Below are 25,560 nucleotides of genomic sequence, written 5' to 3' on the forward strand. Positions count from 1 at the left end.
TAGTCGAAACGGCCGGTACGGGCCATCTCCATCAGGCGCGCGATGCGCTCCTCGGTGGCCGGGTGCGTGGAGAACAGGTTCTGCAGGCCGCCGCCGTGCAGCGGATTCATGATCATCATCTGGGCGGTGGACGGATGCGCTTCAGCCGCCTGGAACGGGATGCCGGCCGCATAGCGATGGATCTTGTCGAGCGCGGTGGCGAGCGACTGCGGATCGCCGGAGATCTGCGCGCCGCCGCGGTCGGCCTCGAATTCCCGCGCACGCGAGATCGCCATCTGGATCAGCGCACCGGCGATCGGTGCGAGCAGCGCGACCGCGATCCCGGCGATCGGATTGGCCGGCCGGCCGTTCTCGTCGCGACCGCCGAAGAACATCGCGAAATTGGCCAGCGCCGAAATCGCGCCCGCCATCGTCGCGGTGATCGTCGAGATCAGGATGTCGCGGTGCTTCACGTGCGCGAGCTCGTGCGCCATCACGCCGCGCATTTCGCGCTCGGACAGCACGCGCAGGATGCCCGTCGTCGCGGCGACCGCCGCGTGCTCGGGGTTGCGGCCTGTTGCGAACGCGTTCGGCGCATCTTCGTTGATCAGGTAGACGCGCGGCATCGGCAGGTTCGCGCGCGTGGCCAGCTCGCGCACCATCCGATAGAACTGCGGCGCCGTGTTCTCGTCGACTTCCTGCGCGTTGTACATGCGCAGCACCATCTTGTCCGAGAACCAGTACGAGAAGAAATTCATGCCGAGCGCGAACAACAGTGCGATCGTCATGCCGCGCGAGCCACCGATCATGCCGCCGATCACGATGAACAGGGCCGTGATCCCGGCCATCAGCATCGCCGTTTTGACCCAATTGAACATACCCACTCCTTATCCGTCAGGGGACCGCCGCATATCAACAGGCACGGCGAGAAATTGTAAGCGATTTGTTAGATAAGGTCTTGCCGGAAAAATTCAATTTCAGCGTTGCGACGCGGCCAGCCGCAGGCCAAGGCCGACGAACGCACTGCCGACCATGCGGTCGAGCCACTTCTTGACGCCCGGCTTGCCGGAAAAGCGCTGTGTGACGCTGCCGGCGACCCACGCGACGACGCTGGTCCAGATGGTACTCATCACGACGAACACCGACCCGAGGGCCAGGAACGCCAGAGCCTTGTGCGGGCTGTCGGCCGACACGAACTGCGGGAAGAACGACACGAAGAACAGCACGACCTTCGGATTCAGCACGTTGGTCCAGAAACCCTGCATGAACAGCTGGCGCAGCGGCTTCGCGGCAGTGGCCCGCGCATCGGCATTCGCCGGCGCGGCCGCCTGCTTCGTGACGATCATGCGCACGCCGAGGTAGATCAGGTAGGCGGCACCGACCAGCTTGATCACCGTGAACGCGGCGGCCGACGCCGCGAGCAGCGCGGTCAGCCCGAATGCGCATGCAAGCGCGTGCACGCAGCAGCCGGCCGAGATGCCGAGCGCCGACATCAGCCCCGCGCCGCGGCCCTGCGCAACGCTGCGGCCGACGATATACGCGGTATCCGGGCCGGGCGTGACGTTCAGCAGGAAAACCGCGAGCACGAAGAAACCGAAATGGGTGATGCCAAACATGAAAACCTCAAAACCGAAAAGCGCAGGGAAATTCTACGCGCGCCGGCCGCGCCGCGCGACTCGGCCATCCGGCCGATTGTGCGCGGCCGGCACACCGTGTCGAATGGCACTCAGGCCGCGTCGGGCAACGTGAAACGCTGGCCGGCAGCGAGCGGTGAACCGGCCAGGAATTCGCGCGCCGGCAGCCGCTTGCCACCCGGCTTCTGCAGTTGCGTCACGCGCAGCGCGCCGCTGCCGCAGGCGACGATCACGCCTTCCGGGGCGGCTTCGACGATCGTGCCGGGCGCCGAATCGCCGCGTGCTGCCACGGGCTCGGCCGCCCAGAGCTTGATTGCCGCGCCATCGAGCGTCGCGACGCCGCCCGGGAACGGATCGAACGCGCGCACCTGGCGCGCGAGCACATCGGCCGGCTTGCGCCAGTCGAGCACCGCTTCGTGCTTGCCGATCTTCTCCGCGTAGGTTACGCCGTCGGCCGGCTGCGGCGTGGCGGGCAACGCCCCGTCACGCTCCAGCCGCACGAGCGCGTCGACGATCAGCCGCGCGCCGTCGGCGGCCAACCTGTCGTGCAGCGTCGCGGTCGTATCGTCGGGTGCGATCGCGATACGCGCTTCCTCGATCATCGCGCCGGTGTCGAGGCCGACATCCATCGGCATCAGCGTGACGCCCGTCTCGGCGTCGCCGGCCTCGATCGCGCGGTGAATCGGCGCCGCGCCGCGCCAGCGCGGCAGCAGCGACGCATGAATATTGATGCAGCCCGCGCGCGGAATATCGAGCACTTCCTGCGGCAGCAGCAACCCGTATGCCGCGACCACCATCACGTCGTGCGGGGTCGCGCGCAGCAGCTCGATCGCGTCGGCGGCTTCCTGCGGGTACTTGCCCGCGCGGCGCAGCGACGGGGGCTGCGCGACGGGCATCCCGTGCTCGACGGCATAGCGCTTCACCGCGCTCGCCTGCAGTTTCATCCCGCGCCCGGCAGGGCGATCGGGCTGGGTGAGCACGAGCGGCACCGGAAAACCGGCCTCGTGGATCGCGGCGAGTGCAGCCGCGGCGAATTCCGGCGTGCCGGCAAAAATCACGCGCAACGTATGGGTCATGACAGCATTCGGGAGGGCTTGGCGAACGCGCGTTACATCGCGCGTTCGAGTTTTTTCATCTTCGTCTTGATGCGGGTCTGCTTCAGCGGCGACAGGTATTCGACGAACACGCGCCCCATCAGGTGATCCATCTCGTGCTGCACGCACACGGCCAGCAGGCCCTCGCAGTCGAGCTCGAAGGTCTCGCCCTGCTCGTTGAGCGCACGCACGCGCACGTGGTCGGGGCGCTCGACTTCGTCGTAGATACCCGGCACCGACAGGCAGCCCTCTTCGTACACCTGCTTGGCGTCGCTCGACCAGACGATCTCGGGATTGATGAACGCGCGCAGTTCGTTCTTCTCCTCGGAGACGTCGATCACGATCACGCGCTCGTGCACGTCGACCTGCGTGGCCGCCAGGCCGATGCCCGGTGCTGCATACATGGTTTCGGCCATGTCGGCGACGAGCTTGCGGATCCGGTCGTCGACCTTGTCGACGGGCTTGGCGACCTTGTGCAGCCGCTTGTCGGGGTAATGAAGAATGTTCAGCAAAGCCATGGTGTTCGGTATTCGGTGGAGCGGCGTGCCGCATCGGCCATCCGGCCGGCTGGCGCCGCCGCCGGGATGCAATGAAGATGAGGCGAACGAGCGGCATATCAATGCCGCGGGTCAAGCCTCCTGCAATCGGCCGGACGCCTGTGCGCGCGGCCCTGTCGAGTATTTCGGATGATGAAAATTTTATCATGGCGCCACGTCGTTCGCTGGACGTCGCATTCGAGGGGAACCTCATGTCGCCGCAAGCGCTGACCACTTCCGCGCTGCGCGCGTGGCTTCAACTCGCGCATGCGCCGGGCCTCGCGCCGCCCGTGCTGCAGATTCTGCTCGATACATTCGGCACGCCCACGGCACTGCTGCATGCGTCCAACGACGCCATTACCGCGGCGAGTAGCGCCGCTGCCGCGCAGGCGGTACGCGCAAGCGAGCGGGACGATCTCGACGCGCGCACCGACGCCGCGCTCGCGTGGCTCGATGCGCCGGGCAACGCGATCGTCACGCTTACCGATCCCGCGTACCCGGCGCGGCTGCGCGACCTGCACGATCCGCCGCCGCTGCTATATGTAAAGGGCCGGCTCGACCTGCTGCATGCCCGCGGCCTTGCCGTGGTCGGCAGCCGCCACGCCACACCGCAAGGGCTCGCCGACGCGACGCGCTTCGCCCGCGCGTTGTCCGATGCAGGGCTCGTGATCGTTTCCGGCCTCGCGCTCGGCATCGACGCGGCCGCGCATCGCGGCGGGCTCGACGGCTGCTTCGGCACGACAGCGGTGATCGCGACCGGCGCCGATCTCGTCTACCCGGCGCGGCACCGCGCACTCGCCCACGAAATCGCCGCACACGGCACGATCGTGTCGGAATGGCCGCTCGGCACGCCCGCACGGGCGTCGCATTTCCCGCAGCGCAACCGGCTGATCGCCGCGCTCGGGCTCGGCGTGCTCGTCGTCGAAGCCGCGCCGCGCTCCGGTTCGCTGATCACCGCGCGGCCCGCAAACGAGCTGGGCCGCGACGTGTTCGCGATGCCCGGTTCGATCCATGCGCCGCTCGCGCAGGGCTGCCATGCGCTGATTCGCGACGGCGCGAAGCTCGCCGCGACGCCGCTCGACGTGCTCGAGGAATACGGGCTGGATGAGCCAGGGACTCAGGCTCGGGCTCACGCCGCCGACGGCGCAGCGAGCTCCGTGAATCCGGGCACGATCCCGGGCGCCAGCGATGAATCCTGCAATGCCGGCAGGCGCGCGAGTGCACATCCTGTACAAGCAGCGTCGGTCGATCCAGCGGCGGCCGCCCGGATCGAAGCCGCGCCGCCTGAGTCTCCGGCAGAGCGATCGGTGCTCGTCGCCCTCGGATACGGCCCCGTTACTTACGAATGGCTCGCCGAGCACACCGGCCTGTCCGACGACGTGCTGCATGGGTCGCTGCTCGCGCTCGAGCTGGCCGGTCGCATCGCGAGCGCCCCCGGCGGACGCTTCGCGCGGCTTGATGCGGCGCCCACCCCGCCTGCGTCCGGCGTGCTACATTCCCCGGCATAAGGGCGGCCGCGCCGCCGACGATCTCCAAGGAATTCCATGCCTGCGCTGAATCTCGACACCGATGCCGATCGGATCGCCGAGCGCCTCGCCGATCCCGACACGCTACTGGTCGCCTGCCTGTGCGCCGAATGGTGCGGTACGTGCCGCGACTACCGGACGGCCTTCGACCAGCTCGCCGACGCCCATCCCGATGCCTGCTTCGCGTGGATAGACATCGAAACCCACGCCGACCAGTTCGACGATCTGGACGTCGAGAATTTCCCGACCATCCTGATCGAGGACGCCAACACCGCGCGCTTCTTCGGCACGGTGCTGCCGCACGCGGCGATCGTCGAACGGATGCTGTCCGACCTGAGTGCGGTGCCCGGCACGCCGCACGCACCGAAATTGCGCAACGTCCTGAACGTCGAGGCGTGAACCGCGCACCGGCCGGGCGGCTTTTCGTGCCGTTGCACGCGCCGCCGCGCCGGGCGCTTGCCGCCGTTGCAGCCCCCCTCTATGATGGGCCGCTTTTTACACGCCGCGCCGCCCTCGCTGCGGCGTGTGCTATAAAGCCGTCGTAAAAGGGACCCACACCGGCGAACCCGGTCTACCAACACACACCTGTCATGTCCAAAGCACTGATCATTGCGGAAAAGCCTTCTGTCGCGAACGACATCGCACGCGCTTTGGGCGGCTTTACCAAGCATGACGAATACTACGAGAGCGACGAATTCGTCCTTTCGTCCGCGGTCGGCCACCTGCTGGAAATTGCCGCTCCTGAAGAGTACGAGGTCAAGCGCGGAAAATGGAGCTTCGCCCATCTCCCCGTCATCCCTCCGCATTTCGACCTCAACCCGATCGCAAAAAGCGAATCGCGGCTGAAGGTCCTCACCAAGCTGATGAAGCGCAAGGACGTCGATCGCCTGATCAACGCATGTGACGCGGGGCGCGAGGGCGAGCTGATTTTCCGCCTGATCGCGCAGCACGCGAAGGCGAAGCAGCCGGTCCAGCGCCTGTGGCTGCAATCGATGACACCGCAGGCGATCCGCGACGGTTTCGCGAACCTGCGCAGCGACACGGACATGCAGCCGCTCGCCGACGCCGCTCGCTGCCGCTCGGAAGCCGACTGGCTCGTCGGGATCAACGGCACGCGCGCGATGACCGCGTTCAACAGCAAGGGCGGCGGTTTCTTCCTGACGACCGTCGGCCGCGTTCAGACGCCAACGCTGTCGATCGTCGTCGAACGTGAAGAGAAAATCCGCCGCTTCGTCCCGCGCGACTACTGGGAAGTGAAGGCCGAATTCGCATGCGCGGGCGGCTTCTATGAAGGCAAGTGGTTCGACCCGAAATTCAAGCGAGACGAATTCGATCCGGAAAAGCGCGACTCCCGCCTATGGAGCCTGCCGGCCGCCGAGACCATCGTTGCCGCGTGCCGCGACCAGGTCGGCACGGTGTCCGAGGAATCGAAGCCGTCGACGCAACTGTCGCCACTGCTGTTCGACCTGACGAGCCTGCAGCGCGAGGCGAACAGCCGCTTCGGCTTCTCGGCAAAGAACACGCTCGGTCTTGCACAGGCGCTGTATGAAAAGCACAAGGTGCTGACGTACCCGCGTACCGACGCGCGCGCGCTCCCGGAAGACTACATTTCGACGGTGCAGTCCACGCTCGAGATGCTCAAGGAGAGCCACAACTACCTGCCGCATGCGAAGCAGGTGCTCGACAAGGGCTGGGTGAAGCCGAACAAGCGGATCTTCGACAACTCGAAGATCAGCGACCACTTCGCAATCATCCCGACGCTGCAGGCACCGAAGTCGCTGTCCGAGCCCGAGCAGAAGCTGTACGACATGGTCGTGAAGCGCTTCCTCGCGGTGTTCTTCCCCGCCGCCGAATTCCGCGTCACGACGCGGATCACCGAAGTTGCCGGCCATCACTTCAAGACCGAAGGCAAGGTGCTCGTCGAGCCGGGCTGGCTGCAGGTGTACGGCCGCGACGCCGAAGGCGCAGACGCGAACCTCGTGCCGGTGCAAAAGGACGAGAAGGTCAAGACCGACGAGATCGCTGCAGTCGCACTCGTGACGAAACCGCCCGCACGCTACTCGGAAGCAACGCTGCTGTCCGCGATGGAAGGCGCGGGCAAGCTGGTCGAGGACGACGAGCTGCGAGAAGCGATGGCCGCGAAGGGTCTCGGCACGCCGGCGACGCGCGCGGCGATCATCGAAGGCCTGCTCGGCGAGAAATACCTCGTGCGCGAAGGCCGCGAGCTGATCCCGACCGCGAAGGCATTCCAGCTGATGACGCTGCTGCGCGGGCTCGGCGTGAAGGAACTGACCGCGCCCGAACTCACCGGCGAATGGGAATACAAGCTGTCGCAGATGGAGCGTGGCAACCTCGGGCGCGACGCATTCATGCAGGAAATCGCCCGCATGACGCAGCAGATCGTCAAGCGCGCGAAGGAATACGATTCCGACACGATCCCCGGGGATTATGCGACGCTCGAGACGCCGTGCCCGAACTGCGGCGGCCAGGTGAAGGAAAACTACCGCCGCTTCGCCTGCACGAAGTGCGAGTTCTCGATCTCGAAGATTCCGGGCAGCCGGCAGTTCGAGATCGCGGAAGTCGAAGAGCTGCTGCGGGAGAAGACCATCGGCCCATTGTCCGGCTTCCGCAGCAAGATGGGCCGCCCGTTCTCGGCGATCCTCAAGCTCTCGTTCGACGACGAGACGAAGAACTACAAGCTCGAGTTCGACTTCGGCCAGGACCAGGGCGGCGAGGAAGGCGAAGCGCCCGACTTCTCCGCGCAGGAGCCGGTCGGCGCGTGCCCGAAGTGCAAGGGCCGCGTGTTCGAGCACGGGATGAGCTATGTGTGCGAACACTCGGTCGCGAACCCGAAGACGTGCGACTTCCGCTCGGGCAAGGTGATCCTGCAGCAGGAAATCGCGCGCGAGCAGATGGCCAAGCTGCTCGCCGACGGCCGCACGGATCTGCTGCCGGGCTTCAAGTCGTCGCGCACGGGCCGCAACTTCAAGGCGTTCCTCGTGAAGCAGCCGGACGGCAAGATCGGTTTCGAGTTCGAGAAGAAGGAGCCGAAGGCGGCAGCCGCGAAAAAGACAGCGAAATCGGCAGCGAAGGATGCAGAAGCCGTGACGGAAGGCGCAGAAGAGAAACCGGCACCGGCCCGCAAGACCGCCGCCCGCAAGACGACGGCGCGCAAGACGGGTTCGTAATGGCGACCTGATCGCCGGGGCTTCCCCGGTGCATCACACGCCGTCAGACGGCGCAAAAAAACGCGGATCGATCGCTCGATCCGCGTTTTTTCTTTGTGCCGACGGCAATCGTTGTCCGGCGACGCGCCGTTACAGCGGCGACGGCACCGCCACGCGCGGGCGCAGCGAACGCGCGAGACGCGGCTGCAGGTTCGGGTCGGTCGATTCGGCCGGCTCGGCACGCATTTCCACACCGATCGGCGCAGGCGCAGCACCCTGCGAAGCCCATTGTTCGCCCATCATCGCGTCGGTCGAGTGGCTGAAATGCTCGACGAGATGATCGATGAACGTGCGGACTTTCGCGGGCAAATGGCGCCGGCTCGGATACGCAATGTTGATCTCGACCTGCGGCAGCCGGAAATCCGGCAGCAACCGCACCAGCGCACCACGGGCGATGTCGCCGCCGATCAGGTAGCTCGGCAGGATCGCGACACCCATTCCGAGCAGCGCGAACTGGCGCAGCATCGCGGTGTTGTTCGCGACGATCACGTTGGTCGGCCGCACGCGCACTTCGCCGTCCGGCCCCGTGAACACGCGCTCGTCGCCCCAGTATTCGGCCGGCAGGCTCAGAGCCGGGTGCTCGGCGAGTTGCTCCGGATGAGTCGGCACGCCGTGCTTTTCCAGATAGCTCGGCGTCGCACACACGGTCATGCAGCCCGTAGTCAGTCGCCTCGTGACGATGCTCGCGCTGCGCATCTGGCGCGTGACGACGATGCCGACATCGAAACCTTCCTCGACGAGATCGACCTGGCGATCGACCAACGTCAGATCCGGCACCACTTTCGGGAAATTCTCGGTGTACGACTGCAGGACGGGCGCGAGGTTATGCAGGCCGAATACCACCGGCGCGACGATGCGCAACGTGCCGACCGGCTCGTGGTTGCGCGCGACGACCATCTGTTCGACATCCTCGAGTTCATCGAGAATCTGGCGCGCCCGCTCCAGATAGACTTGGCCCGACTCCGTCAGCGAAAGGCTGCGTGTGGTGCGATTCAGCAAACGCGTACCGAGACGGCCTTCCAGGTCAGCGACGTGACGCGTCGCGACCGCGTTCGAGATATCCATTGCACTTGCGGCCCGCGCGAAACTACCGAGATCCGCAACCTTGACGAACACGCGCATCGACTGCAAATGATCCATAAACGACTCCTGCCGCTGTTACAACTTCAAAAAGTTGAAGCAAATGCGTAATTCTCCTACGACAGCGAAAAAGATGCAGAGTTGCCTAACGAGACCGTGAAACGAGATAAAAACAGTCAAAAATCCTCACCTGTTGCGGATAATTGATCCAATTATTCTGATTGCAGCAACAATTGGGTGAACCTCGTCGGGGAAACGGTCGAATCAGGAAAGACGTGTTTGATGCGACACAGCAGCGCACCCGGCGGCATCGCACGGAAGCGGCGCCGGATCAGGCCGGCGCCAATTGCGGCGGAGCGTAACAACCTGTTAAAAAGACACCACGGAGCACGCCGACGTAGCATCATGTCGGCCCCGGCCGGGCGGGGCGAGTGCGCGACGCGCGCCGCCGCCACCGCCGCCGCTTTCAACGCGCGATTCCCGCTGACCATGAAAATTGCCATCCTCGACGACTACCAGGACGCCGTCCGCAAGCTGAACTGCTTCGAGATGCTTGCCGATCACGACGTGAAGGTCTTCAACAACACGGTGCGCGGCCTGGGACAGCTCGCGAGCCGTCTGGCGGAAGTCGAGGCGCTCGTGCTGATCCGCGAGCGCACGCCGATCACGTCGCAGTTGCTCGCGAAGCTGCCGAATCTGCGCATGATCAGCCAGACCGGGCGCGTGTCGAGCCACATCGACCTCGAAGCCTGTACCGACCGCGGCATCGCGGTGCTCGAAGGCACTGGTTCACCGGTCGCGCCGGCCGAACTCACCTGGGCGCTCGTAATGGCCGCCCAGCGCCGCATTCCGCAATACGTCGCGAACCTCAAGCAGGGCGCATGGCAGCAGTCGGGCCTGAAGACGTCGGCGATGCCGCCGAACTTCGGCCTCGGCCAGGTGCTGCGCGGCCAGACGCTCGGCATCTGGGGCTACGGCAAGATCGGCCGGCTCGTCGCCGGCTACGGCAAGGCATTCGGGATGAACGTGCTGATCTGGGGCCGCGAGCATTCGCTCGAGGCCGCGCGCGCCGACGGCTACGCGGCTGCCGAAAGCCGCGAAGCGCTGTTCGAGCAGAGCGACGTGCTGTCGCTGCACTTGCGGATGCACGACGACACGCGCGGGATCGTCAAGCAGGAAGACCTGATGCGGATGAAGCCGACGTCGCTGCTCGTCAACACGAGCCGCGCGGAGCTGCTCGAGGAAAATGCACTCGTCAACGCGCTGTCGCACAATCGTCCGGGGATGGTCGCGATCGACGTGTTCGAGAGCGAACCGATCCTGCAGGGCTACAGCCTGCTGCGGATGGAAAACGTGATCTGCACGCCGCACATCGGCTACGTCGAACGCGAAAGCTACGAACTCTATTTCAGCGCGGCATTCAAGAACATCCTCGCGTTCGACCAGGGCGACATGTCCAGCGTCGCGAACCCGGAAGCGCTGACGCCGATCCGCAAACGCTGATCCGCGCAGCGCGGGCCGCGCATGGCGCGCGGCCCGCTTCTCCGTTTCTTTCTTCAGGCGGCCACGCGGCCGCGCGTCATCGCGTCGACGCGCGCAAGAAAATGCTCGCCGTCACGCCGTCCGAGGTCGTACGCATGCCGCATCTGCGACGGACTCGTGTAATCCCAGCTCGAAATCGGCACCTTGCTCGACGGCTGCACGTACAGCCGCCGCTGGTCGCCGTGCGCGACAGTGAACATCTGCGGACGCGGATACAGCCGCGTGACCAGCACCAGCACATCGCCCGGCGACGGGTCGAGCGCGCCGACCGGCACGTTGTCGACCATCCCGCCATCGAGCACGGGCCGCCCGCCGCGGCGCAGCACCGGCGTGAACGGCGGTGTGCACGACGACTGCAGGATCAGGTCGGCGAGTTCGTCGACAGTCGCACAGGCCTGCGCGCGCACGAACTCGGGACGAAAGCCGAGTGTGCGGCTGAGCGTCGGGGTGCAGCGTCTTGCGCACGTATTCGATGTTGTACGCGACGAGGCCCGCCGCGACCGCGCTGCGCGCGCCAAGCCAGCGCGGCACGTGCGACACGCCGATGCGGATCTCCGGTGCGTCGGCGAGCTGCGGGAACGGATCGCCGTAGATGTCGAGCAGCGCCTGGCGGTAGATCCGGTAATGCGGAAACACGGGCTCGCGGCTGAACAGGTTGCCCCAGTACGCGTTCTTGCGGTTGTGGCGCAGCGCTTCCTCGTAATAGCGCATCACCCACGCGGCATCGCGCGTATACAGCATGCAGGCAGTGGCGGCGCCGGCCGAAATGCCCGCGATCACGCGCGGGCGCAGCCCGAGCGCCGGCTGCGCGACGTCCCAGAAGCCGGCCTGCCACCAGCAGCGATTGCCGCCGCCCGCAAAGACGATCTGGTCGAACATCGCGCCGCTCAGCTGACGAGCGCGTAGGTCGACGTCGCGTGAACGGCCATCTTGCCGTCCTCGTCGAACAACTCGATTTCACCGAACACGAGGTTGCGGCCCATCCGCAGCACGCGCGCAGTGACGAGCACGTCGCCCTTGCGCACCGGACGCATGAAGTTGGTGTTCAGCGAAACGGTCGTCATCGGCCGGAACTCGCCGAGCGCGGCCGAGATCGCGACCACCATCGCCGTGTCGGCCGCAGCCGTGAACACCTGGCCGCAGATGATGCCGCCCGAATGACGGAATTCGCCGGAAAACGGCAGACGCATCGTGACGGTGTCGTCGCCGATCGATACGGGGACCAGACCGAGCGAGCGAACCCATGGGGCCAGCAGGCGATCGAGCAATTCGCGGACTGCGTTTTCGTCCATCTTCGGATGTCCAGAAAACGTTGCGCGACCGCCGCGCAACGCGTGTGGACGTCATCATACCGGGACCGCGCCGATAGCGATGGCTCGTTACCGCGCTGACAGCTGCCGTTGTCGTGACGAAATTTTTTGAGGAAATTTGCAGAAAGGACTTGCCAAGGGCGAAATACCCGGGCATAATCTTTCTTCTGTTGGGGGCGTTAGCTCAGTTGGTAGAGCAGCGGACTCTTAATCCGTAGGTCGAGTGTTCGAGTCACTCACGCCCCACCAGGAATTTCAAAGGCCGGTTAGCGCAAGCTAACCGGCCTTTTTCCATTTCCGCTGCCGACTCGCCCCGCCTGCATCGCGGTATCCGGCCGCATGCCTCTCCCGCACCGTTTCCGCTAGAATCGTCCGACAAATATCACACGACCGGCATCGCGATCGCCGTATCGCTGTCGGCACTGAGAGAGCATGGGACGTCAAACATGGAATCATGTGAACGAGACCGGACCATTCAGAGGGCATGGTCACGCCGGCAGCAGCGCGCAAGTCGACGCGCGCCCCCCATCCGAACGCATCCGGATCCGTCGCACAACGCGCGCAGCGAATCCGGTCATGCCACGTAAGGACACGCTCGTCGCGTTTGCACTCGGCGTTGCACTGCTCACGCTCGCAGCCGCGCTCGCCGTCACGGCCAGCAGCACGGCCGGCCAGCTGGTTCGCACACCGGGCACGGTCGTGCGCATCGTGCAGGACAGCGACGCGATGCGCGCGTACCGGCCGATCGTCGCCTACCTCTCGAACGACGGCCAGCGCCGCGAAGTCGCCGGCAATACCGCGTCGAGCGTCCCTGCGTACGACATCGGCGAAAGCGTCGACGTCCTGCTCGACCCCGCCCATCCCGGGCGCCCCGCCCTGATCGACGATTTCGCGCAACGCTGGTTTCCGGCTGCCGTGCCTGCGCTGCTCGCGGTCGTGTCGCTCTCGATCGGCAGCCTGCTGTACGTAAACGAGCGCCGCAACCGGCCGTCCGGCGCCCTGCCGCGCCGCGCCGCCGGCAAACCGGTGCGGCGCCGCTGGAACATCGCGGTCGTGCTGATCCCGATCGCGATCGGCACCGGCCTTCTGGCGGGCGCAGGCGCCGCGGGCCTGCGCCAGTGGCAGATCGCCCATCGTTACGCACGCTCGATCGGCCACGTCGTCGAGGTGGCCGGCACCGCACGCTCGTCGCTCCGTTCGGCGATCGTCGCGTTCACCACCGACAGCGGCCGTCCGATCACGTTCACGCAAGGCCCGGCGTCATCGTTCCTGGGGCTGCATGAAGGTGACGCGGTCAACGTGCTGTACGACCCCGTCACGCCGGAGCAAGCGGTCGTCGACCGGTTCTGGGATCGCTGGCGCGTCGCGGGCATCCTGTTCGCGATCGGCGCGCCGCTCTTCGTTGCCGGGCTGTTCGTCGCCGCGAGGCTGTGGCCCGAGCATCGGCTGCACGAAGTCGCCGAATGACGAATACGGAGCCGGGCCGGTAAACCGGCGCGGTTCCTGCTTCACCGCTCCCTGAACGCCTCCACCTTCGCGCGATTGCCGCACGTGCGCATGTCGCACCACCGTCGTCCGACGCCTCGGCCGCGATCGACGAAGAACCAAGTACAGCGGCCGCACTGCCGAACGCGCGCGAAATCGTCGCCGCGCAGCAGATGCTCGAACCCGAGCGCGGCCGCATCGAGCCAGCCAGACGCCGCACGCGCATCGGGCCGCCAGGCGAAGCGGCCGTCGATCGCGTCGAATGTGCTGCGCCCGATCGCATCGCGAATCGCCTCCGTGAGACGGTGCACCGCTCGCGCGCCGGCACTGCCGCCGTCGCCGGCCGTCAGATGCGCGAGCGCGACATAAGCGTCGTCGCGAAAACAGCGCAGCGAGGCGAGCTCGTCCACACCATCCTGCCGGGGGTGACTCAGAAACCGCGTCAGGTCCGCCTCCGTCAGCAAGCCCGACTTCCCGGCCCACGCGCGCACGGCCGGCCAGTCGACGAACTTGTCCTCGTCGCGCGTCTTGCCCGTGTCGGCTACCGTGTTCAGGAAGTCGAGCGCCGGATGGCCGCCGACGAAATCGGCCGCGCTCCATGCATGCGCCTGTCGCTCAGGGTCGCATCGAGTAACCATTTATTTTCACCTATCGGTTTCACATCCGAACAAACCGGCGTAACCTATTAACAACCAAAACAGGTTAGCACGGAGATGCCGATGCTCGAACTTCCGAACCGCTTCGATTTCGCAGGCCACCGGATCGCATGGGGAACGCTCGGCGAAGGGCCGCCGCTGGTGCTCGTTCACGGCACGCCGTTTTCGTCGCAGGTGTGGCGACGCATCGCCCCGTGGCTCGCGCGGCGCCATCGCGTGTTCTTCTACGACCTGCTCGGCTACGGTCAGTCGGACATGCCGGATGCGGACGTATCGCTCGGCCGGCAGAACGCGCTGTTCGGCGCGATGCTCGACGCATGGAACATCGTTCGCCCGCGCGTGCTCGCACACGACTACGGCGGGGCAACCGTGCTGCGTGCGCATTTCCTCGACGGCATTGCGTATTCCGACCTGACGCTCGTGAACCCGGTCGCGATCGCGCCGCAAGGCTCGCCGTTCGTGCGGCACGTCGCGCAGCATGAAGCCGCGTTCGCCGGCCTGCCGGCCTATGCGCATCACGCGCTCGTGTCGGCCTATATCGGCAATGCGGTCGCGCGGCCGTTGAGCGACGACGTGCTGTCGATCTACCGTTCGCCATGGCTCACGCCCGCCGGCCAATCCGCGTTCTATCGGCAAATCGCGCAGATGCGCCAGCGCTACGTCGAGGAAGCCGAAGCCCGTTATGCGCGGCCGGACTTTCCGGTACGCATCGTGTGGGGCGAGGACGACGGATGGATTCCGCTCGAACAGGGGCAGGCACTCGCCGATCGCATCGCGGGCGGCAAGCTGATCCGCGTACCACGCGTGGGGCACCTCGTTCAGGAGGATGCGCCGGAAGCGATCGTCGCGGCGGTGCTAGACGGGCACACGCGCGGTTGATCGCCGCCGCTGCCGCGCGGCACGTCAGAGGGCCGGCGCGCCTTGCGCGAGCGTCGCGACAAACTTCGCGGTGCGCGGATCGCGCGGCCGGCCGAACAACTCGTGCGATGCACCGGCTTCGACTACGCGGCCTTCCGCGAGAAACACCGCATCGTGCGCAACCGATGCGGCCAGACGCAGATCATGCGTGGCCATCAGCATGGTCGTGCCTTCGCGCGCGAGCTGGCGCAGCACCTCGACAACTTCGACGGACAGCTCGGGATCGAGCGCCGACGTCGGTTCGTCGCACAGCAGCACCTGCGGCGACGGCGCGAGCGCACGCGCGATCGCGACGCGCTGCTGCTGCCCGCCCGACAACGTAGCGGGCCACGCGTCGGCCTTGTCCGCGATGCCGACCTTGTCGAGCAACGCGAGCGCGCGTTCACGTGCCTGCTCGCGCGGCCAGCGCTGCACGGTCACGAGCCCTTCCATCACGTTCTGCACGACGCTCAGGTGCGGAAACAGCTGGAAATTCTGGAACACCATGCCGGTCTGCCGCCGCACCGCGAACACAGCGTCGCGCGACAGCCGGTGCTCCGCCGTGAATTCGATGCGTACGTCACCGACCGCGAGCGTGCCTGTCTCCGGCACTTCGAGCAGGTTCACGCAGCGCAGCAGCGTGCTCTTGCCGCTGCCGGAAGGCCCGATCAGCGCCGTCACGCTGCCGGGCTGCAATGCGAGGTCGATCGCGCTCAACACGCGATGCGCGCCGAACGACTTGTCGATGCGTTCGAGACGAATCATCGCAACTCCGCGTGAAACAGCGCGTGACGGCCGAAACGGAGTTCGAGGCGACGTTGCAGCGTGGACAGCACCGAGCTGAACAGCAGATAGATCAATGCGGCTTCGGTGTAGAGGATCAGCGGCTCGTAGGTCACGGCCGCGATGCGCTGCGCGGCCTGGAAGATCTCCGGCACGGTCAGCACGGCCGCGAGCGACGTGTCCTTCACGAGCGAGATGAACGAATTCGACAGCGCAGGCAGCGCGACGCGCGCGGCCTGCGGCAGGATCGCGCGGCGCAGCGCCTGCGCGCGCGTCATCGCCATCGAATATGCGGCTTCCCATTGCCCCTTCGGGATCGATTCGATCACGCCGCGAATCACCTCGGCGTTGTACGCACCGACGTTCAGCGAGAAGCCGATCACGGCGGCGGTCAAAGGATCGAGCACGATGCCGACGTTCGGTAATCCGTAGAAGATCACGAACAACTGCACGAGCAGCGGCGAACCGCGAAACAGCCAGATGTAGAAGCGTACGCCGGCCTGCGCCCAGCGCGGCCCGAACAGGCGCGCGAGCGCCGCGCCGAACGCCAGCAGCAGCCCGATGGCGAACGACACGAGCGTGAGCGGAACCGTGAACACGAGCCCCGCGACGAGCAGGGGCCGCAGCGATTCCGCCATCAAGTGCAGCCAGGGCGGCATCGTTCAGCCTCGCATCACGGCTGCGACAGGTCGCGGCCGAAATACTTCTGCGAGATCTTCGCGTAGGTGCCGTCGGCCTTGATGTCCGCGAGCGCCTTGTCGATCGCGGCCACCAGCGCGGGGCTGCCCTTGCGCAGCAGCACGCCCGAGGCATCGCCGGCGCCGGTCGTGTCGGTCGCCGCGATCTTCAGTTTCGCATCGGGCTTGTGCTTGCGGAAATCGAGGTACGACAGCGAGTCGTTGATCGTCGCGTCGACGCGCCCCGAGCTCAGCAAATCGATCGACTCGTTGAAGCCCTGCACCGGCACCACGTCCGCGCCGTGCGCGGCCGCGAGCTTGCCGAAATTGCTCGTCAGCGTGTTCGCGGATTTCCTGCCCTTCAGATCGTCGAACGAGCGGATCGACGTGTTGTCCGCGCGCACGATCAGCACCGCGTGCGACGTGATGTACGGCGTCGAGAAATCGTATTTCGCCTTGCGCGCCTCGGTGATCGACACTTCGTTGACGACCGCGTCGTAGCGGTTCACGTCCAGGCCTGCGATCAGCCCGTCCCACTTGCCCTCGACGAATTCTGGCTTCACGCCGAGCCGCTGCGCAATCGCGGTCGCGATGTCGACGTCGAAGCCGGTCAGCTTGCCCGTCGCGTCGTGATACGTGAACGGTGCATACGTGCCTTCGGTGCCGATCCGGAACACGCCGGCCGACTTGATCTGCGCCAGGTCGTCGGCAGCGAGCGCACTCGTGGCCGCGACGGCCTGCAGCATCGCGACGACCAGGATGGAGCGGAGGATTTTCATGATGCGGACCCCGAATGATTGAAGGGAGTGATCCCGCCGGCGCACGTGCGCCGTTCGAGAGGTCCGCGAATTCTACCGATGCGGGCAAGCCCGGCAAAAACGCAAATCGGCTAACGATATGAGCCGATCGAATAACGCCCGCACCGGCCGTGAAACCGGTGCGGGCGCGAATGTCGACACATTACGTGCGACTTACCACGGCAGCGAATAGGTCTTCGTATTCGTGAAGCTCTTCATCGCTTCCTGCACGCCTTCCTTGTAGCCGAGACCCGAATCCTTCACGCCGCCGAACGGGGTCAGTTCGAGCCGGAAGCCCGGCACCTCGCGCACGTTCACGCTGCCGACTTCGAGCTCCGTGATGAAGCGCGTGATGCTGTCGAAGCGGTTCGTGCAGACCGACGACGACAACGCATAGTCGGTGCTGTTCGACATCCGGATCGCCTCGTCGATGTCGCGAAAGCGCATGATCGGCGACACGGGCCCGAACGTCTCGTACTTCACGAGCGGCATGTCCGGCGTCACGCGATCGACGACGGTCGGCGAATACAGCGCGCCGTCGCGCACGTTGCCGACCAGCAGGCGCGCGCCGCGTGAAATCGCATCGTTCACCTGCTGCTCGCAGAACTTCGCGGCCGCTTCGTCGATCACCGTGCCCATGTCGACCGACGGATCGGCCGGGTTGCCGTACGCCCACGCGCGGGTCTTCTCGACCACCAGCTCGGTGAAACGATCGGCCACCGCCTCGTGCACGAGCATCCGCTTGATCGCGGTGCAGCGCTGCCCCGAGTTCTTGTACGAGCCCGACACCGCAAGCGTGCTCGCCTCGTCGAGATCGGCATCCTCCATCACGATGATCGGGTCGTTGCCGCCGAGCTCGAGTACCGCGCGCCGGTAGCCCATCCGCGACGCGATCGACTTGCCGATCGACACGCCGCCGGTGAACGTGATCAGGTCGATCGCCGGGTTCGTGATCAGTTCGTCCGCGATTTCCTTCGGGTCGCCGGTAATCACCTGCAGCATCTGCGGCGGCAGGCCCGCTTCGTACAGGATGTCCGCGAACAGGTAGCACGACAGCGGCACCTTCTCCGATGGCTTCACGACGATCCGGTTGTTGGTCGCGACCGACGGCACGACCTTGTGCGCGACCTGGTTCATCGGATGGTTGAACGGCGTGATCGCGGAAATCACGCCGAGCAGCGGCTCGCGCTGCGTGTATACACGGCGCTTCTTGCCGTGCGGCGTCAGGTCGCACGAGAAGATCTGCCCGTCGTCCTTCAGCACTTCACCCGCGCCGAACGTGAGTACGTCGGCGACGCGCCCCGCTTCATACGTCGAATCCTTGATGCACAACCCGGCTTCGGCCGTGATCAGCTCGGCGATCTCGGCGGTGCGCGCACGCACGATGTCGGCCGCACGGCGCAGGATCGCCGCCCGCTCGTGGCGCGTGAGCGACGGCCGGTACGCGCGGGCGACCGCGAATGCGCGCCGCACGTCGTCGAGCGTCGCCTTCGGCACGGTGCCGACGAGCGAGCCGTCGTACGGGTTTCGTATCTCGATCACCGCGTCGCGATGGATCCGTTCACCATCGATTCGCAGTGCTTCACGATGAAGCGCGCGAACATCCGTCGATGCTGCAATGGCGTTCATGAGTGTCTCCCTGGCGGATACCTGCGTATCACTGCAGATGGTTGAGCGCGATGTCGATGATGTCGAAGTTGCGCAGCCGCGCGCGGCCCGAGACGTCGGTCGCGACCGGCTTGCTGAAGATCAGCGGCACGATCTGCTCGGATAGCCCGCCGTGCGAGCGCAGCGGCACGTCGAGGCCGGACAGGTCGTGCTTGATGCGGCGCGTGCCAAGCACGACGTCCTGCTGCGAGATCACGATCAGGTCGCCCATCCGCGCCGGCGGCAGCTCGAACCGCGCGCAGCCTTCGGCCCCCGTCAGCACGACCTCGATGCCGTCCACCGCGGCGAGCCGCGCGCGCAGCGCGTCGGCATCGGCGGAATCCGGCACGTAGACCGTCGCGAACGAGCCGAGCGCGCCATGGTGAACGACGTACGGATCGGTGATCGGCAGGATCACGCGCGCCGCATCGTGGCCGAGCCACTCGTCGAACAGCTCCTGCAGGTAGATCACGTTCGGCTCGCCGGTCTCGCCGTCGTGCTTCGCGTTCATCCCGTGGTCGGCCGTGATCGCGACGATCGCGCCGAGTTCGTCGAGGCGCTTCAGGTACTTGTCCATCATCTGGTAGAACGCGTTCGCGCCGTCCGTGCCGGGTGCGCACTTGTGCTGCACGTAGTCGGTGGTCGACAGGTACATCAGGTCGATCGGGCGCGTCTCGAGCAGGCGCACGCCGGCCGCGAACACGAATTCCGACAGGTCTGCGCTGTACACGCTCGGCACCGGCTTGCCGACCAGTTCGAGCACGTTGTCGATGCCGTTTTCCTCGATGCTCGCCTCGTCGGCCTTTTCCGACGAGAAGCAGATGCCCTTGAGCCCCTTGCCGAGCAGGCGGCGCAGCTTGTCCTTCGCGGTGACGACCGCGACGCGCGCGCCCTGTTCCGCGAAGGTCGCGAGCACGGTGGGCGCGACGAGGTACTTCGGATCGTTCATCAGCACCTCGGCGCCGGTGTCGCGATCGTAGAAATAGTTGCCGCTGATCCCGTGGATCGCCGGCGGCACGCCGGTCACGATCGACAGGTTGTTCGGGTTCGTGAAGCTCGGCACCACGCACTCGCCCTTGAGCGCCGTGCCCGGCTTCAGCAGCGTGCGCAGGAACGGCGCAACGCCGGCCTCGGCCGCCATCTCGAGATATTCATAGGCGCAGCCGTCGACGCAGACGACCACCACGGGCCGGCTCATCCAGTTGTAGCGACGGCCGTTCACTTCCACGGATACAGGCGTTTCAGTCATGACGTTCAGTCCTTTCGGTTCGAAGGGGGTTGAGCTGTCGGCGCCCGCGCCGCGCCGAGGAGGTGTTTTCCATGCTTGACATTAAAATTGATGATTTGTAGATTGTCAACAACATGCAGAGAACAAAAAGCAAACCACGGAAGCACGAGGAAGTACGAAGAGGGCTGGTCTCCACTCATCCGCCGCGTGCCGCGGCGCCATAGTCAAGGGGTCTGAAGATGAACGAAGTGCCGGTACACAAGCGTTTGAACGGATGGGCGACGGGCGCGGCGCGTCTTGCGCTTGCCGCCGTGGTCGCGCTCGGCGCGGCGCAGGCGGCGCACGCGAAGACTTCGCTGCTCGTCTACACCGCGCTGGAAGACGAGGCGATGAAGCCCTACAAGGACGCGTTCGAGAAGGCGAACCCCGGCGTCGAGATCCGCTGGGTGCGCGACTCGACCGGCTCGGTCACCGCGAAGCTGCTCGCCGAAAAGAACAACCCGCGCGCGGACGTCGTGCTCGGCCTCGCCGCATCGAGCCTCACGCTGCTCGACTTGCAGGGGATGTTGATGCCGCACGCACCGAAGGGCTTCGACCAGCTCACGCGCAAGTACAGCGACGCGAACACGCCGCCGCACTGGGTCGGCATGGACGTATGGGGCGCGACGATCTGCTACAACCGCGTCGCCGCGCAGGCGAAGAACATTCCGAAGCCGACGTCGTGGGAAGACCTGACGAAACCGATCTACAAGGGCGCGATCGTGATGCCGAGCCCGGTGTCGTCGGGCACCGGCTATCTCGACGTCACGGCGTGGCTGCAGACCTTTGGCGACGACCGCGGCTGGAAATTCATGGACGCGCTCGACAAGAACGTCGCGCAGTACGTGCACTCGGGCTCGAAGCCGTGCACGCTCGCCGGCACCGGCGAGTTCCCGATCGGCATCTCGTTCGAATTCCGCGGCCACGAACTGCAGGCGCAGGGCGCACCGATCGACCTGGTGTTCCCGAAGGAAGGCCTCGGCTGGGACATGGAAGGCACGGCGATCATGAAGACGACCAAACAGCCGGACGCCGCGAAGAAGCTTGCCGACTTCATGGCGAGCAAGGAAGCGAACGAGATCACCGCGCGCTGGTGGGCGATCGTCGCGTACCCGGGTGTCGCGCGCAAGCTCTCCGGCATCCCCGACAACTATTCGGACCTGCTCGTGAAGAACGACTTCGTGTGGTCCGCGAAGAACCGCCTGTCGATTCTCGACACCTGGCAGAAGCGCTACGGGGCGAAGGCGCAGCAATGACCCGGCAGTAACGCCGCACCCGGCAGCGGGGCCGCGTCGCGCGCCGCCCCGCATCCCTTCCCATCGTCGTATCCGGGCCGCCGGCGGGCCGCCCGCAGCGTGGAGGCGTGCATGGCACCCTATCTGAGCGTAGAACGCATCGAAAAGCGGTACAACGACACACAGGTCCTCACCGACATCAACCTGAGCGTGATGAAGGGCGAGATGATCTGCTTCCTGGGGCCGTCCGGCTGCGGGAAAACCACGCTGCTGCGGATCATCGCGGGGCTCGAGGCGCAAAACGCCGGCCGCATCATGCAGGACGGCCGCGACATCTCGCGGCTGCCGCCGCAACTGCGCGACTACGGGATCGTGTTCCAGTCGTACGCGCTGTTTCCGAACCTCACCGTCTACGACAACGTCGCGTACGGGCTCGTGAACCGCAAGATGAAGCGCGAGGTGATCCACGAGCGCGTGCACACGCTGCTCGCGCTCGTCGGCCTGCCCGACAGCCATCGCAAGCATCCGGGTCAGTTGTCCGGGGGCCAGCAGCAGCGCATCGCACTCGCGCGCGCCCTGGCGACGTCGCCCGGCCTGTTGCTGCTCGACGAACCGCTGTCGGCGCTCGACGCACGCGTGCGCGTGCGGCTGCGCCAGGAGATCCGCGCGCTGCAGCAGCGGCTCGGTGTGACGACGATCATGGTCACGCACGACCAGGAAGAAGCGCTGTCGATGGCCGACCGCATCGTCGTGATGAACCACGGCGTGATCGAGCAGATCGGCACGCCGCTCGAAATCTATCGGCAGCCCGCGTCGCCATTCGTCGCGGACTTCATCGGCCGCGTCAACACGATTCCCGCTGAAGTCGCGCAGGACGGCACGCTGCGCGCCGGCGGCGTCGGCTTCGACTGCCGGCATGGCGTCACCCGGCCAGCGCAGGGCACGGCCGTGTCGGTCTACGTGCGCCCCGAGGATCTGCGCATCCGCATTCCGGGCGAGACGGCCGACAACGTGCTGGCCGGCCGCGTCGAGAAGCTCGAATTCCTCGGCGCATTCTGCCGTGTGAGCTTCCGGATCGACGGGCTCGACGGCCAGGAGATCGTCGCCGACCTGTCGTATCACGACGTCGATCGCACCGGCGTGCAGGCCGGCGCGCGGGTCGACCTCGCGCTCGATCGAGAGCATGTGCGCGTGTTTCCGAGTGCGAAGGAGCGACTGCAATGAGCGCCGTCCTCACCGAACGCCGCCGCAGCGCGGCCGCCCCCGCCGACGTGCGGCAGATCACGCACTGGCACGACCGCGTCGCGCAGCTCGCGCTCGTCGCGATGGCCGCGCTGATGTCGCTGTTCCTGCTGCTGCCGCTCGCGCTCGTCGTGCAGAAATGCTTCGTCGATGCGAACGGGCACTTCGTCGGCGCGCACAACTTCGTCGAGTATCTCGAGGACAGCGGCGTGCTGCGCTCGATGCTGCATTCGCTGACAGTCGGCGCACTCGTCACGGCAATCGTCGTGCCGATGGCGTTCACGTTCGCGTATGCGCTGACGCGCTCGTGCATGCCGCTGAAGCATGCCGCGCGCACCATCGCGCTGCTGCCGCTGCTCGCGCCGACGCTGCTGTCCGCCGTGTCGTTCATCTACTGGTTCGGCAACGCGGGGCTGCTCAAACCGCTGCTGCACGGCCATTCGATCTACGGGCTGCCGGGCATCGTCGCAAGCATGGTGTACGCGTCGTTCCCGCACGTGCTGATGATCCTCGTCACCGCGCTGTCGCTTGCGGACGGTCGGCTCTACGAGGCCGCCGACGCGATGGGCACGAGCCGCACGCGCAAGTTCTTCACGATCACGCTGCCCGGCGCGAAGTACGGGCTGATCAGCGCGACGATGGTCGCGTTCACGATGTGCATCAACGACTTCGGCGTGCCGGTGGTGATCGGCGGTTCGTACAACGTGCTGTCGACCGACATCTACAAGCTGATCATCGGGCTGCAGGACTTCAACCGCAGCGCGGTCGTGAGCCTGATGCTGCTGTGCCCGGCGCTCGTCGCGTTCGGCGTGGACTACTTCATCCGCCGCCGCCAGCAGTCGCAGCTCGGCGCGCGCTCGACGCCGTACCAGCCGAAGCCGTCGCGCGGCTTCGACGCCGCGATGCTCGCGTACTGCGCGCTGGTGTGCGCGTTCTTCATCGCGGTGGTCGGCATCTCGGTGTTCGCGTCGTTCGTGAAGTTCTGGCCGTACCAGATGAGCCTCGGGCTGCAGCACTACAAGATGGGGTTGATCGGTGCCGGCATCTTCGACGCGTACAAGAACAGCCTGCGGATGGCGGCAACCGTCGCGCTCGGCGGCACGATCGTCGTGTTCGGCGGCGCCTACCTGATCGAGAAGACGCGCGGCGCGCGCTGGCTGCGCGGCTTCATCAGCCTGTGCGCGATCCTGCCGATGGGCGTGCCCGGCCTCGTGCTCGGCATCAGCTACATCTTCCTGTTCAACGCGCCCGGCAATCCGCTGAACGGGCTGTACGGGACGCTGTGGCTGCTCGCGATCGTCACGGTCGTCCACTACTACGCGTCGAGCCACCTGACCGCCGTCACCGCGCTGCGGCAGATCGACAGCGAGTTCGAGGCCGTGTCGGCGTCGCTGAAGGTGCCGTTCTACAAAACCTTCGTGCGCGTGACCGTGCCCGTATGCCTGCCCGCGATCCTGCTGATCGCGCGCTACCTGTTCGTCAACGGGATGACGACCGTCTCCGCCGTCGCGTTCCTCTATTCGCCGGACACGCAACCCGCATCCGTCGCAATCCTGAACCTCGACGACGCGGGCCAGATGGGACCGGCCGCCGCAATGGCGACGCTCGTGCTCGCGACCTCGTCGCTCGCGTGCGTGCTGTTCGCCTGCATCTCGCACCGTCTGTTGCGCCGCACGCAGGCCTGGCGCAATCCGCATCGCCGTTGATCCATTAGCCGCATTCACGTGACGTCCCGACTTCACCCAGGAGACACCATGACGCTCGCCACCCAGCCCATCCTGCTCACCCCCGGCCCCCTGACGACCTCGGACCGCACGCGCGACGCGATGCTGCGCGACTGGGGATCGTGGGACAGCGACTTCAATGCGATCACCGCACGGCTGCGCGATCGGCTGCTGCAGATCGTGCACGGCGAAGGCACGCACGAATGCGTGCCGCTGCAAGGCAGCGGCACATTCTCGGTCGAGGCGGCCATCGGCACGCTCGTGGCACACGACGGCCACGTGCTGGTGCCGAACAACGGCGCGTACTGCCAGCGCCTCGCGAAGATCTGCCGCGTGCTCGGCCGCCAGCTAACGACGATCGACTACAGCGAGGACCGCCGCGTCGATCCGGCCGACGTCGAGCGCGCGCTCGCCGCCGATCCGACCATCACGCACGTCGCGCTCGTGCACTGCGAAACCGGCGCCGGCGTACTGAACCCGCTGCACGACGTCGCGCAGGTCGTCGCGAAGCACGGCCGCGGGCTGATCGTCGATGCAATGAGCTCGTTCGGCGCGATCGACATCGACGCGCGCACGACACCGTTCGACGCGGTGATCGCCGCGTCCGGCAAATGCCTCGAAGGCGTGCCGGGGCTCGGCTTCGTGATCGCGAAGCGCAGCACGCTCGAACGTTGCGAAGGCAACAGCCATTCGCTCGCGATGGACCTGTACGACCAGTGGGTGTACATGCAGCGCACGACGCAATGGCGCTTCACGCCGCCGACGCACGTGGTCGCGGCGCTCGACGCCGCCGTTGAGCAATACGTCGACGAAGGCGGCCTCGCCGCGCGCGGGGGCCGCTATCAGCGCAACTACCGCGCGCTGATCGACGGGATGCTCGCACTCGGTTTCCGGCCCTTCCTCGATCCGGCGATCCAGGCACCGATCATCGTCACGTTCCATGCGCCGGACGATCCGAATTACGACTTCAAGCGCTTTTATCAGGAGGTCAAAAAGCGTGGGTACATTCTGTATCCGGGCAAGCTGACCGAAGTCGACACGTTCCGCGTCGGCTGCATCGGCCACTTCGGCGAAGCCGGCATTCCGGGCGCCGTCGCCGCGATCGCCGACACGCTGAAGGCGATGGGCGTGCGCCGCGTATCCGCCGAAGCAGCCGCCTGAACGCGCTGTACCGGGCCGCACGGCGGCGCACGGCTTCCCGCCGCGCGTCGCCATGCGGCGG

Annotated in this window: 23 protein-coding genes, 1 tRNA gene and 1 pseudogene; 11 read left to right on the top strand and 14 right to left on the bottom strand. The window is 66.2% G+C overall.

Features of this window, described 5'->3' with window-relative positions:
- From htpX to def, 4 genes are all read right to left on the bottom strand, one after another.
- A partial coding sequence (gene htpX, locus J7024_RS10965; protein WP_096508459.1) for a zinc metalloprotease HtpX occupies window positions 1–857 on the bottom strand: 857 nt, incomplete at its 3' end.
- Window positions 858–956: 99 nt separating this feature from the next.
- Window positions 957–1,595: a LysE family translocator gene (locus J7024_RS10970; protein WP_234745034.1), complete on the bottom strand. Its 639-nt coding sequence runs from the start codon at window positions 1,593–1,595 to the stop codon at window positions 957–959.
- Between the two features lie 110 nt (window positions 1,596–1,705).
- Window positions 1,706–2,689 (bottom strand): methionyl-tRNA formyltransferase, encoded by a 984-nt coding sequence (fmt, locus tag J7024_RS10975; protein WP_234745035.1) that lies wholly within the window; start codon window positions 2,687–2,689, stop codon window positions 1,706–1,708.
- Window positions 2,690–2,721: 32 nt separating this feature from the next.
- Entirely contained in the window at window positions 2,722–3,225 is a 504-nt protein-coding gene (def, locus tag J7024_RS10980) for a peptide deformylase (protein ID WP_107310502.1), read from the bottom strand.
- Window positions 3,226–3,410: 185 nt separating this feature from the next.
- Here def and dprA point away from each other — a divergent pair, with 185 nt between their 5' ends.
- The 3 genes from dprA to J7024_RS10995 all read left to right on the top strand — a co-directional run bounded on the left by dprA (window position 3,411) and on the right by J7024_RS10995 (window position 7,957).
- Window positions 3,411–4,751, top strand: a complete 1,341-nt coding sequence (gene dprA / locus J7024_RS10985) for a DNA-processing protein DprA (RefSeq protein ID WP_234745036.1) — start codon at window positions 3,411–3,413, stop codon at window positions 4,749–4,751.
- Between the two features lie 36 nt (window positions 4,752–4,787).
- Window positions 4,788–5,168 carry a thioredoxin family protein gene (locus tag J7024_RS10990; protein ID WP_124828208.1) on the top strand — a complete coding sequence of 127 codons (381 nt, stop codon included), beginning with the start codon at window positions 4,788–4,790 and terminating at the stop codon, window positions 5,166–5,168.
- Window positions 5,169–5,359: 191 nt separating this feature from the next.
- On the top strand, window positions 5,360–7,957 hold the full coding sequence (locus tag J7024_RS10995) for a DNA topoisomerase III (RefSeq protein ID WP_124828209.1): 2,598 nt from the start codon (window positions 5,360–5,362) through the stop codon (window positions 7,955–7,957).
- Between the two features lie 129 nt (window positions 7,958–8,086).
- Here the strand turns inward: J7024_RS10995 and J7024_RS11000 are convergent, their stop codons facing one another.
- Window positions 8,087–9,136 (bottom strand): LysR family transcriptional regulator, encoded by a 1,050-nt coding sequence (locus J7024_RS11000; RefSeq protein ID WP_124828210.1) that lies wholly within the window; start codon window positions 9,134–9,136, stop codon window positions 8,087–8,089.
- Between the two features lie 152 nt (window positions 9,137–9,288).
- A complete protein-coding gene (locus J7024_RS11005; RefSeq protein ID WP_124828211.1) occupies window positions 9,289–9,579 on the bottom strand; it encodes a hypothetical protein in 291 nt (96 codons plus the stop codon).
- Between J7024_RS11005 and J7024_RS11010 the strand changes: the two genes are divergently transcribed.
- The gene (locus J7024_RS11010) at window positions 9,566–10,579 is read left to right on the top strand and encodes a D-2-hydroxyacid dehydrogenase family protein (protein WP_124828212.1); all 1,014 of its coding nucleotides are present in this window, start codon (window positions 9,566–9,568) and stop codon (window positions 10,577–10,579) included. The two genes, J7024_RS11005 and J7024_RS11010, sit on opposite strands and share 14 nt — an antisense overlap.
- Window positions 10,580–10,632: 53 nt before the next feature.
- Here J7024_RS11010 and J7024_RS37300 read toward each other — a convergent pair.
- A pseudogene (locus J7024_RS37300) lies at window positions 10,633–11,497 on the bottom strand (patatin-like phospholipase family protein).
- An 8-nt stretch (window positions 11,498–11,505) separates the two neighbouring features.
- Window positions 11,506–11,910, bottom strand: a complete 405-nt coding sequence (locus tag J7024_RS11025) for a PaaI family thioesterase (protein ID WP_124828214.1) — start codon at window positions 11,908–11,910, stop codon at window positions 11,506–11,508.
- Between the two features lie 191 nt (window positions 11,911–12,101).
- Here J7024_RS11025 and J7024_RS11030 point away from each other — a divergent pair.
- Together J7024_RS11030 and J7024_RS11035 are read left to right on the top strand one after the other, a co-directional pair.
- Window positions 12,102–12,177 (top strand) — tRNA-Lys (locus J7024_RS11030).
- A gap of 327 nt (window positions 12,178–12,504) precedes the next feature.
- Window positions 12,505–13,395: a DUF3592 domain-containing protein gene (locus J7024_RS11035; protein ID WP_390680294.1), complete on the top strand. Its 891-nt coding sequence runs from the start codon at window positions 12,505–12,507 to the stop codon at window positions 13,393–13,395.
- 41 nt (window positions 13,396–13,436) lie between these two features.
- Here the strand turns inward: J7024_RS11035 and J7024_RS11040 are convergent, their stop codons facing one another.
- Window positions 13,437–14,051 carry a CGNR zinc finger domain-containing protein gene (locus J7024_RS11040; RefSeq protein WP_234745038.1) on the bottom strand — a complete coding sequence of 205 codons (615 nt, stop codon included), beginning with the start codon at window positions 14,049–14,051 and terminating at the stop codon, window positions 13,437–13,439.
- Between the two features lie 81 nt (window positions 14,052–14,132).
- On the opposite strand from J7024_RS11040, the gene J7024_RS11045 reads away from it, so the two are divergent.
- Window positions 14,133–14,948, top strand: coding sequence for an alpha/beta fold hydrolase (locus tag J7024_RS11045; protein ID WP_234745039.1), 816 nt, complete (start codon window positions 14,133–14,135; stop codon window positions 14,946–14,948).
- 24 nt (window positions 14,949–14,972) lie between these two features.
- Here the strand turns inward: J7024_RS11045 and J7024_RS11050 are convergent, their stop codons facing one another.
- From J7024_RS11050 to phnA, 5 genes are all read right to left on the bottom strand, one after another.
- Window positions 14,973–15,731, bottom strand: coding sequence for an amino acid ABC transporter ATP-binding protein (locus tag J7024_RS11050; protein WP_124828218.1), 759 nt, complete (start codon window positions 15,729–15,731; stop codon window positions 14,973–14,975).
- Window positions 15,728–16,408: an amino acid ABC transporter permease gene (locus tag J7024_RS11055; protein ID WP_124828219.1), complete on the bottom strand. Its 681-nt coding sequence runs from the start codon at window positions 16,406–16,408 to the stop codon at window positions 15,728–15,730. The genes J7024_RS11050 and J7024_RS11055 overlap by 4 nt, the downstream gene beginning before the upstream one ends.
- Window positions 16,409–16,422: 14 nt before the next feature.
- Complete coding sequence (locus J7024_RS11060) at window positions 16,423–17,205, bottom strand: amino acid ABC transporter substrate-binding protein (RefSeq protein WP_124828220.1); 783 nt, start codon at window positions 17,203–17,205, stop codon at window positions 16,423–16,425.
- 192 nt (window positions 17,206–17,397) lie between these two features.
- The gene (gene phnY, locus J7024_RS11065; protein ID WP_124828221.1) at window positions 17,398–18,852 is read right to left on the bottom strand and encodes a phosphonoacetaldehyde dehydrogenase; all 1,455 of its coding nucleotides are present in this window, start codon (window positions 18,850–18,852) and stop codon (window positions 17,398–17,400) included.
- A gap of 28 nt (window positions 18,853–18,880) precedes the next feature.
- Window positions 18,881–20,119, bottom strand: a complete 1,239-nt coding sequence (gene phnA / locus J7024_RS11070; protein ID WP_124828222.1) for a phosphonoacetate hydrolase — start codon at window positions 20,117–20,119, stop codon at window positions 18,881–18,883.
- A 218-nt stretch (window positions 20,120–20,337) separates the two neighbouring features.
- Here phnA and J7024_RS11075 point away from each other — a divergent pair, with 218 nt between their 5' ends.
- The 4 genes from J7024_RS11075 (at window position 20,338) to J7024_RS11090 (ending at window position 25,499) form a co-directional block, all read left to right on the top strand.
- On the top strand, window positions 20,338–21,393 hold the full coding sequence (locus J7024_RS11075) for a putative 2-aminoethylphosphonate ABC transporter substrate-binding protein (RefSeq protein WP_234745040.1): 1,056 nt from the start codon (window positions 20,338–20,340) through the stop codon (window positions 21,391–21,393).
- A gap of 111 nt (window positions 21,394–21,504) precedes the next feature.
- Window positions 21,505–22,596 (top strand): putative 2-aminoethylphosphonate ABC transporter ATP-binding protein, encoded by a 1,092-nt coding sequence (locus J7024_RS11080; protein ID WP_124828224.1) that lies wholly within the window; start codon window positions 21,505–21,507, stop codon window positions 22,594–22,596.
- Window positions 22,593–24,320 (top strand): putative 2-aminoethylphosphonate ABC transporter permease subunit, encoded by a 1,728-nt coding sequence (locus J7024_RS11085; RefSeq protein ID WP_234745041.1) that lies wholly within the window; start codon window positions 22,593–22,595, stop codon window positions 24,318–24,320. Before J7024_RS11080 ends, J7024_RS11085 begins: the two co-directional genes overlap by 4 nt.
- A 48-nt stretch (window positions 24,321–24,368) precedes the next feature.
- Complete coding sequence (locus tag J7024_RS11090) at window positions 24,369–25,499, top strand: 2-aminoethylphosphonate--pyruvate transaminase (protein ID WP_234745042.1); 1,131 nt, start codon at window positions 24,369–24,371, stop codon at window positions 25,497–25,499.
- Window positions 25,500–25,560 lie beyond the last annotated feature (61 nt).

This window comes from Burkholderia sp. WTPI3, from assembly GCF_021483755.1.
GTDB lineage: Bacteria > Pseudomonadota > Gammaproteobacteria > Burkholderiales > Burkholderiaceae > Burkholderia.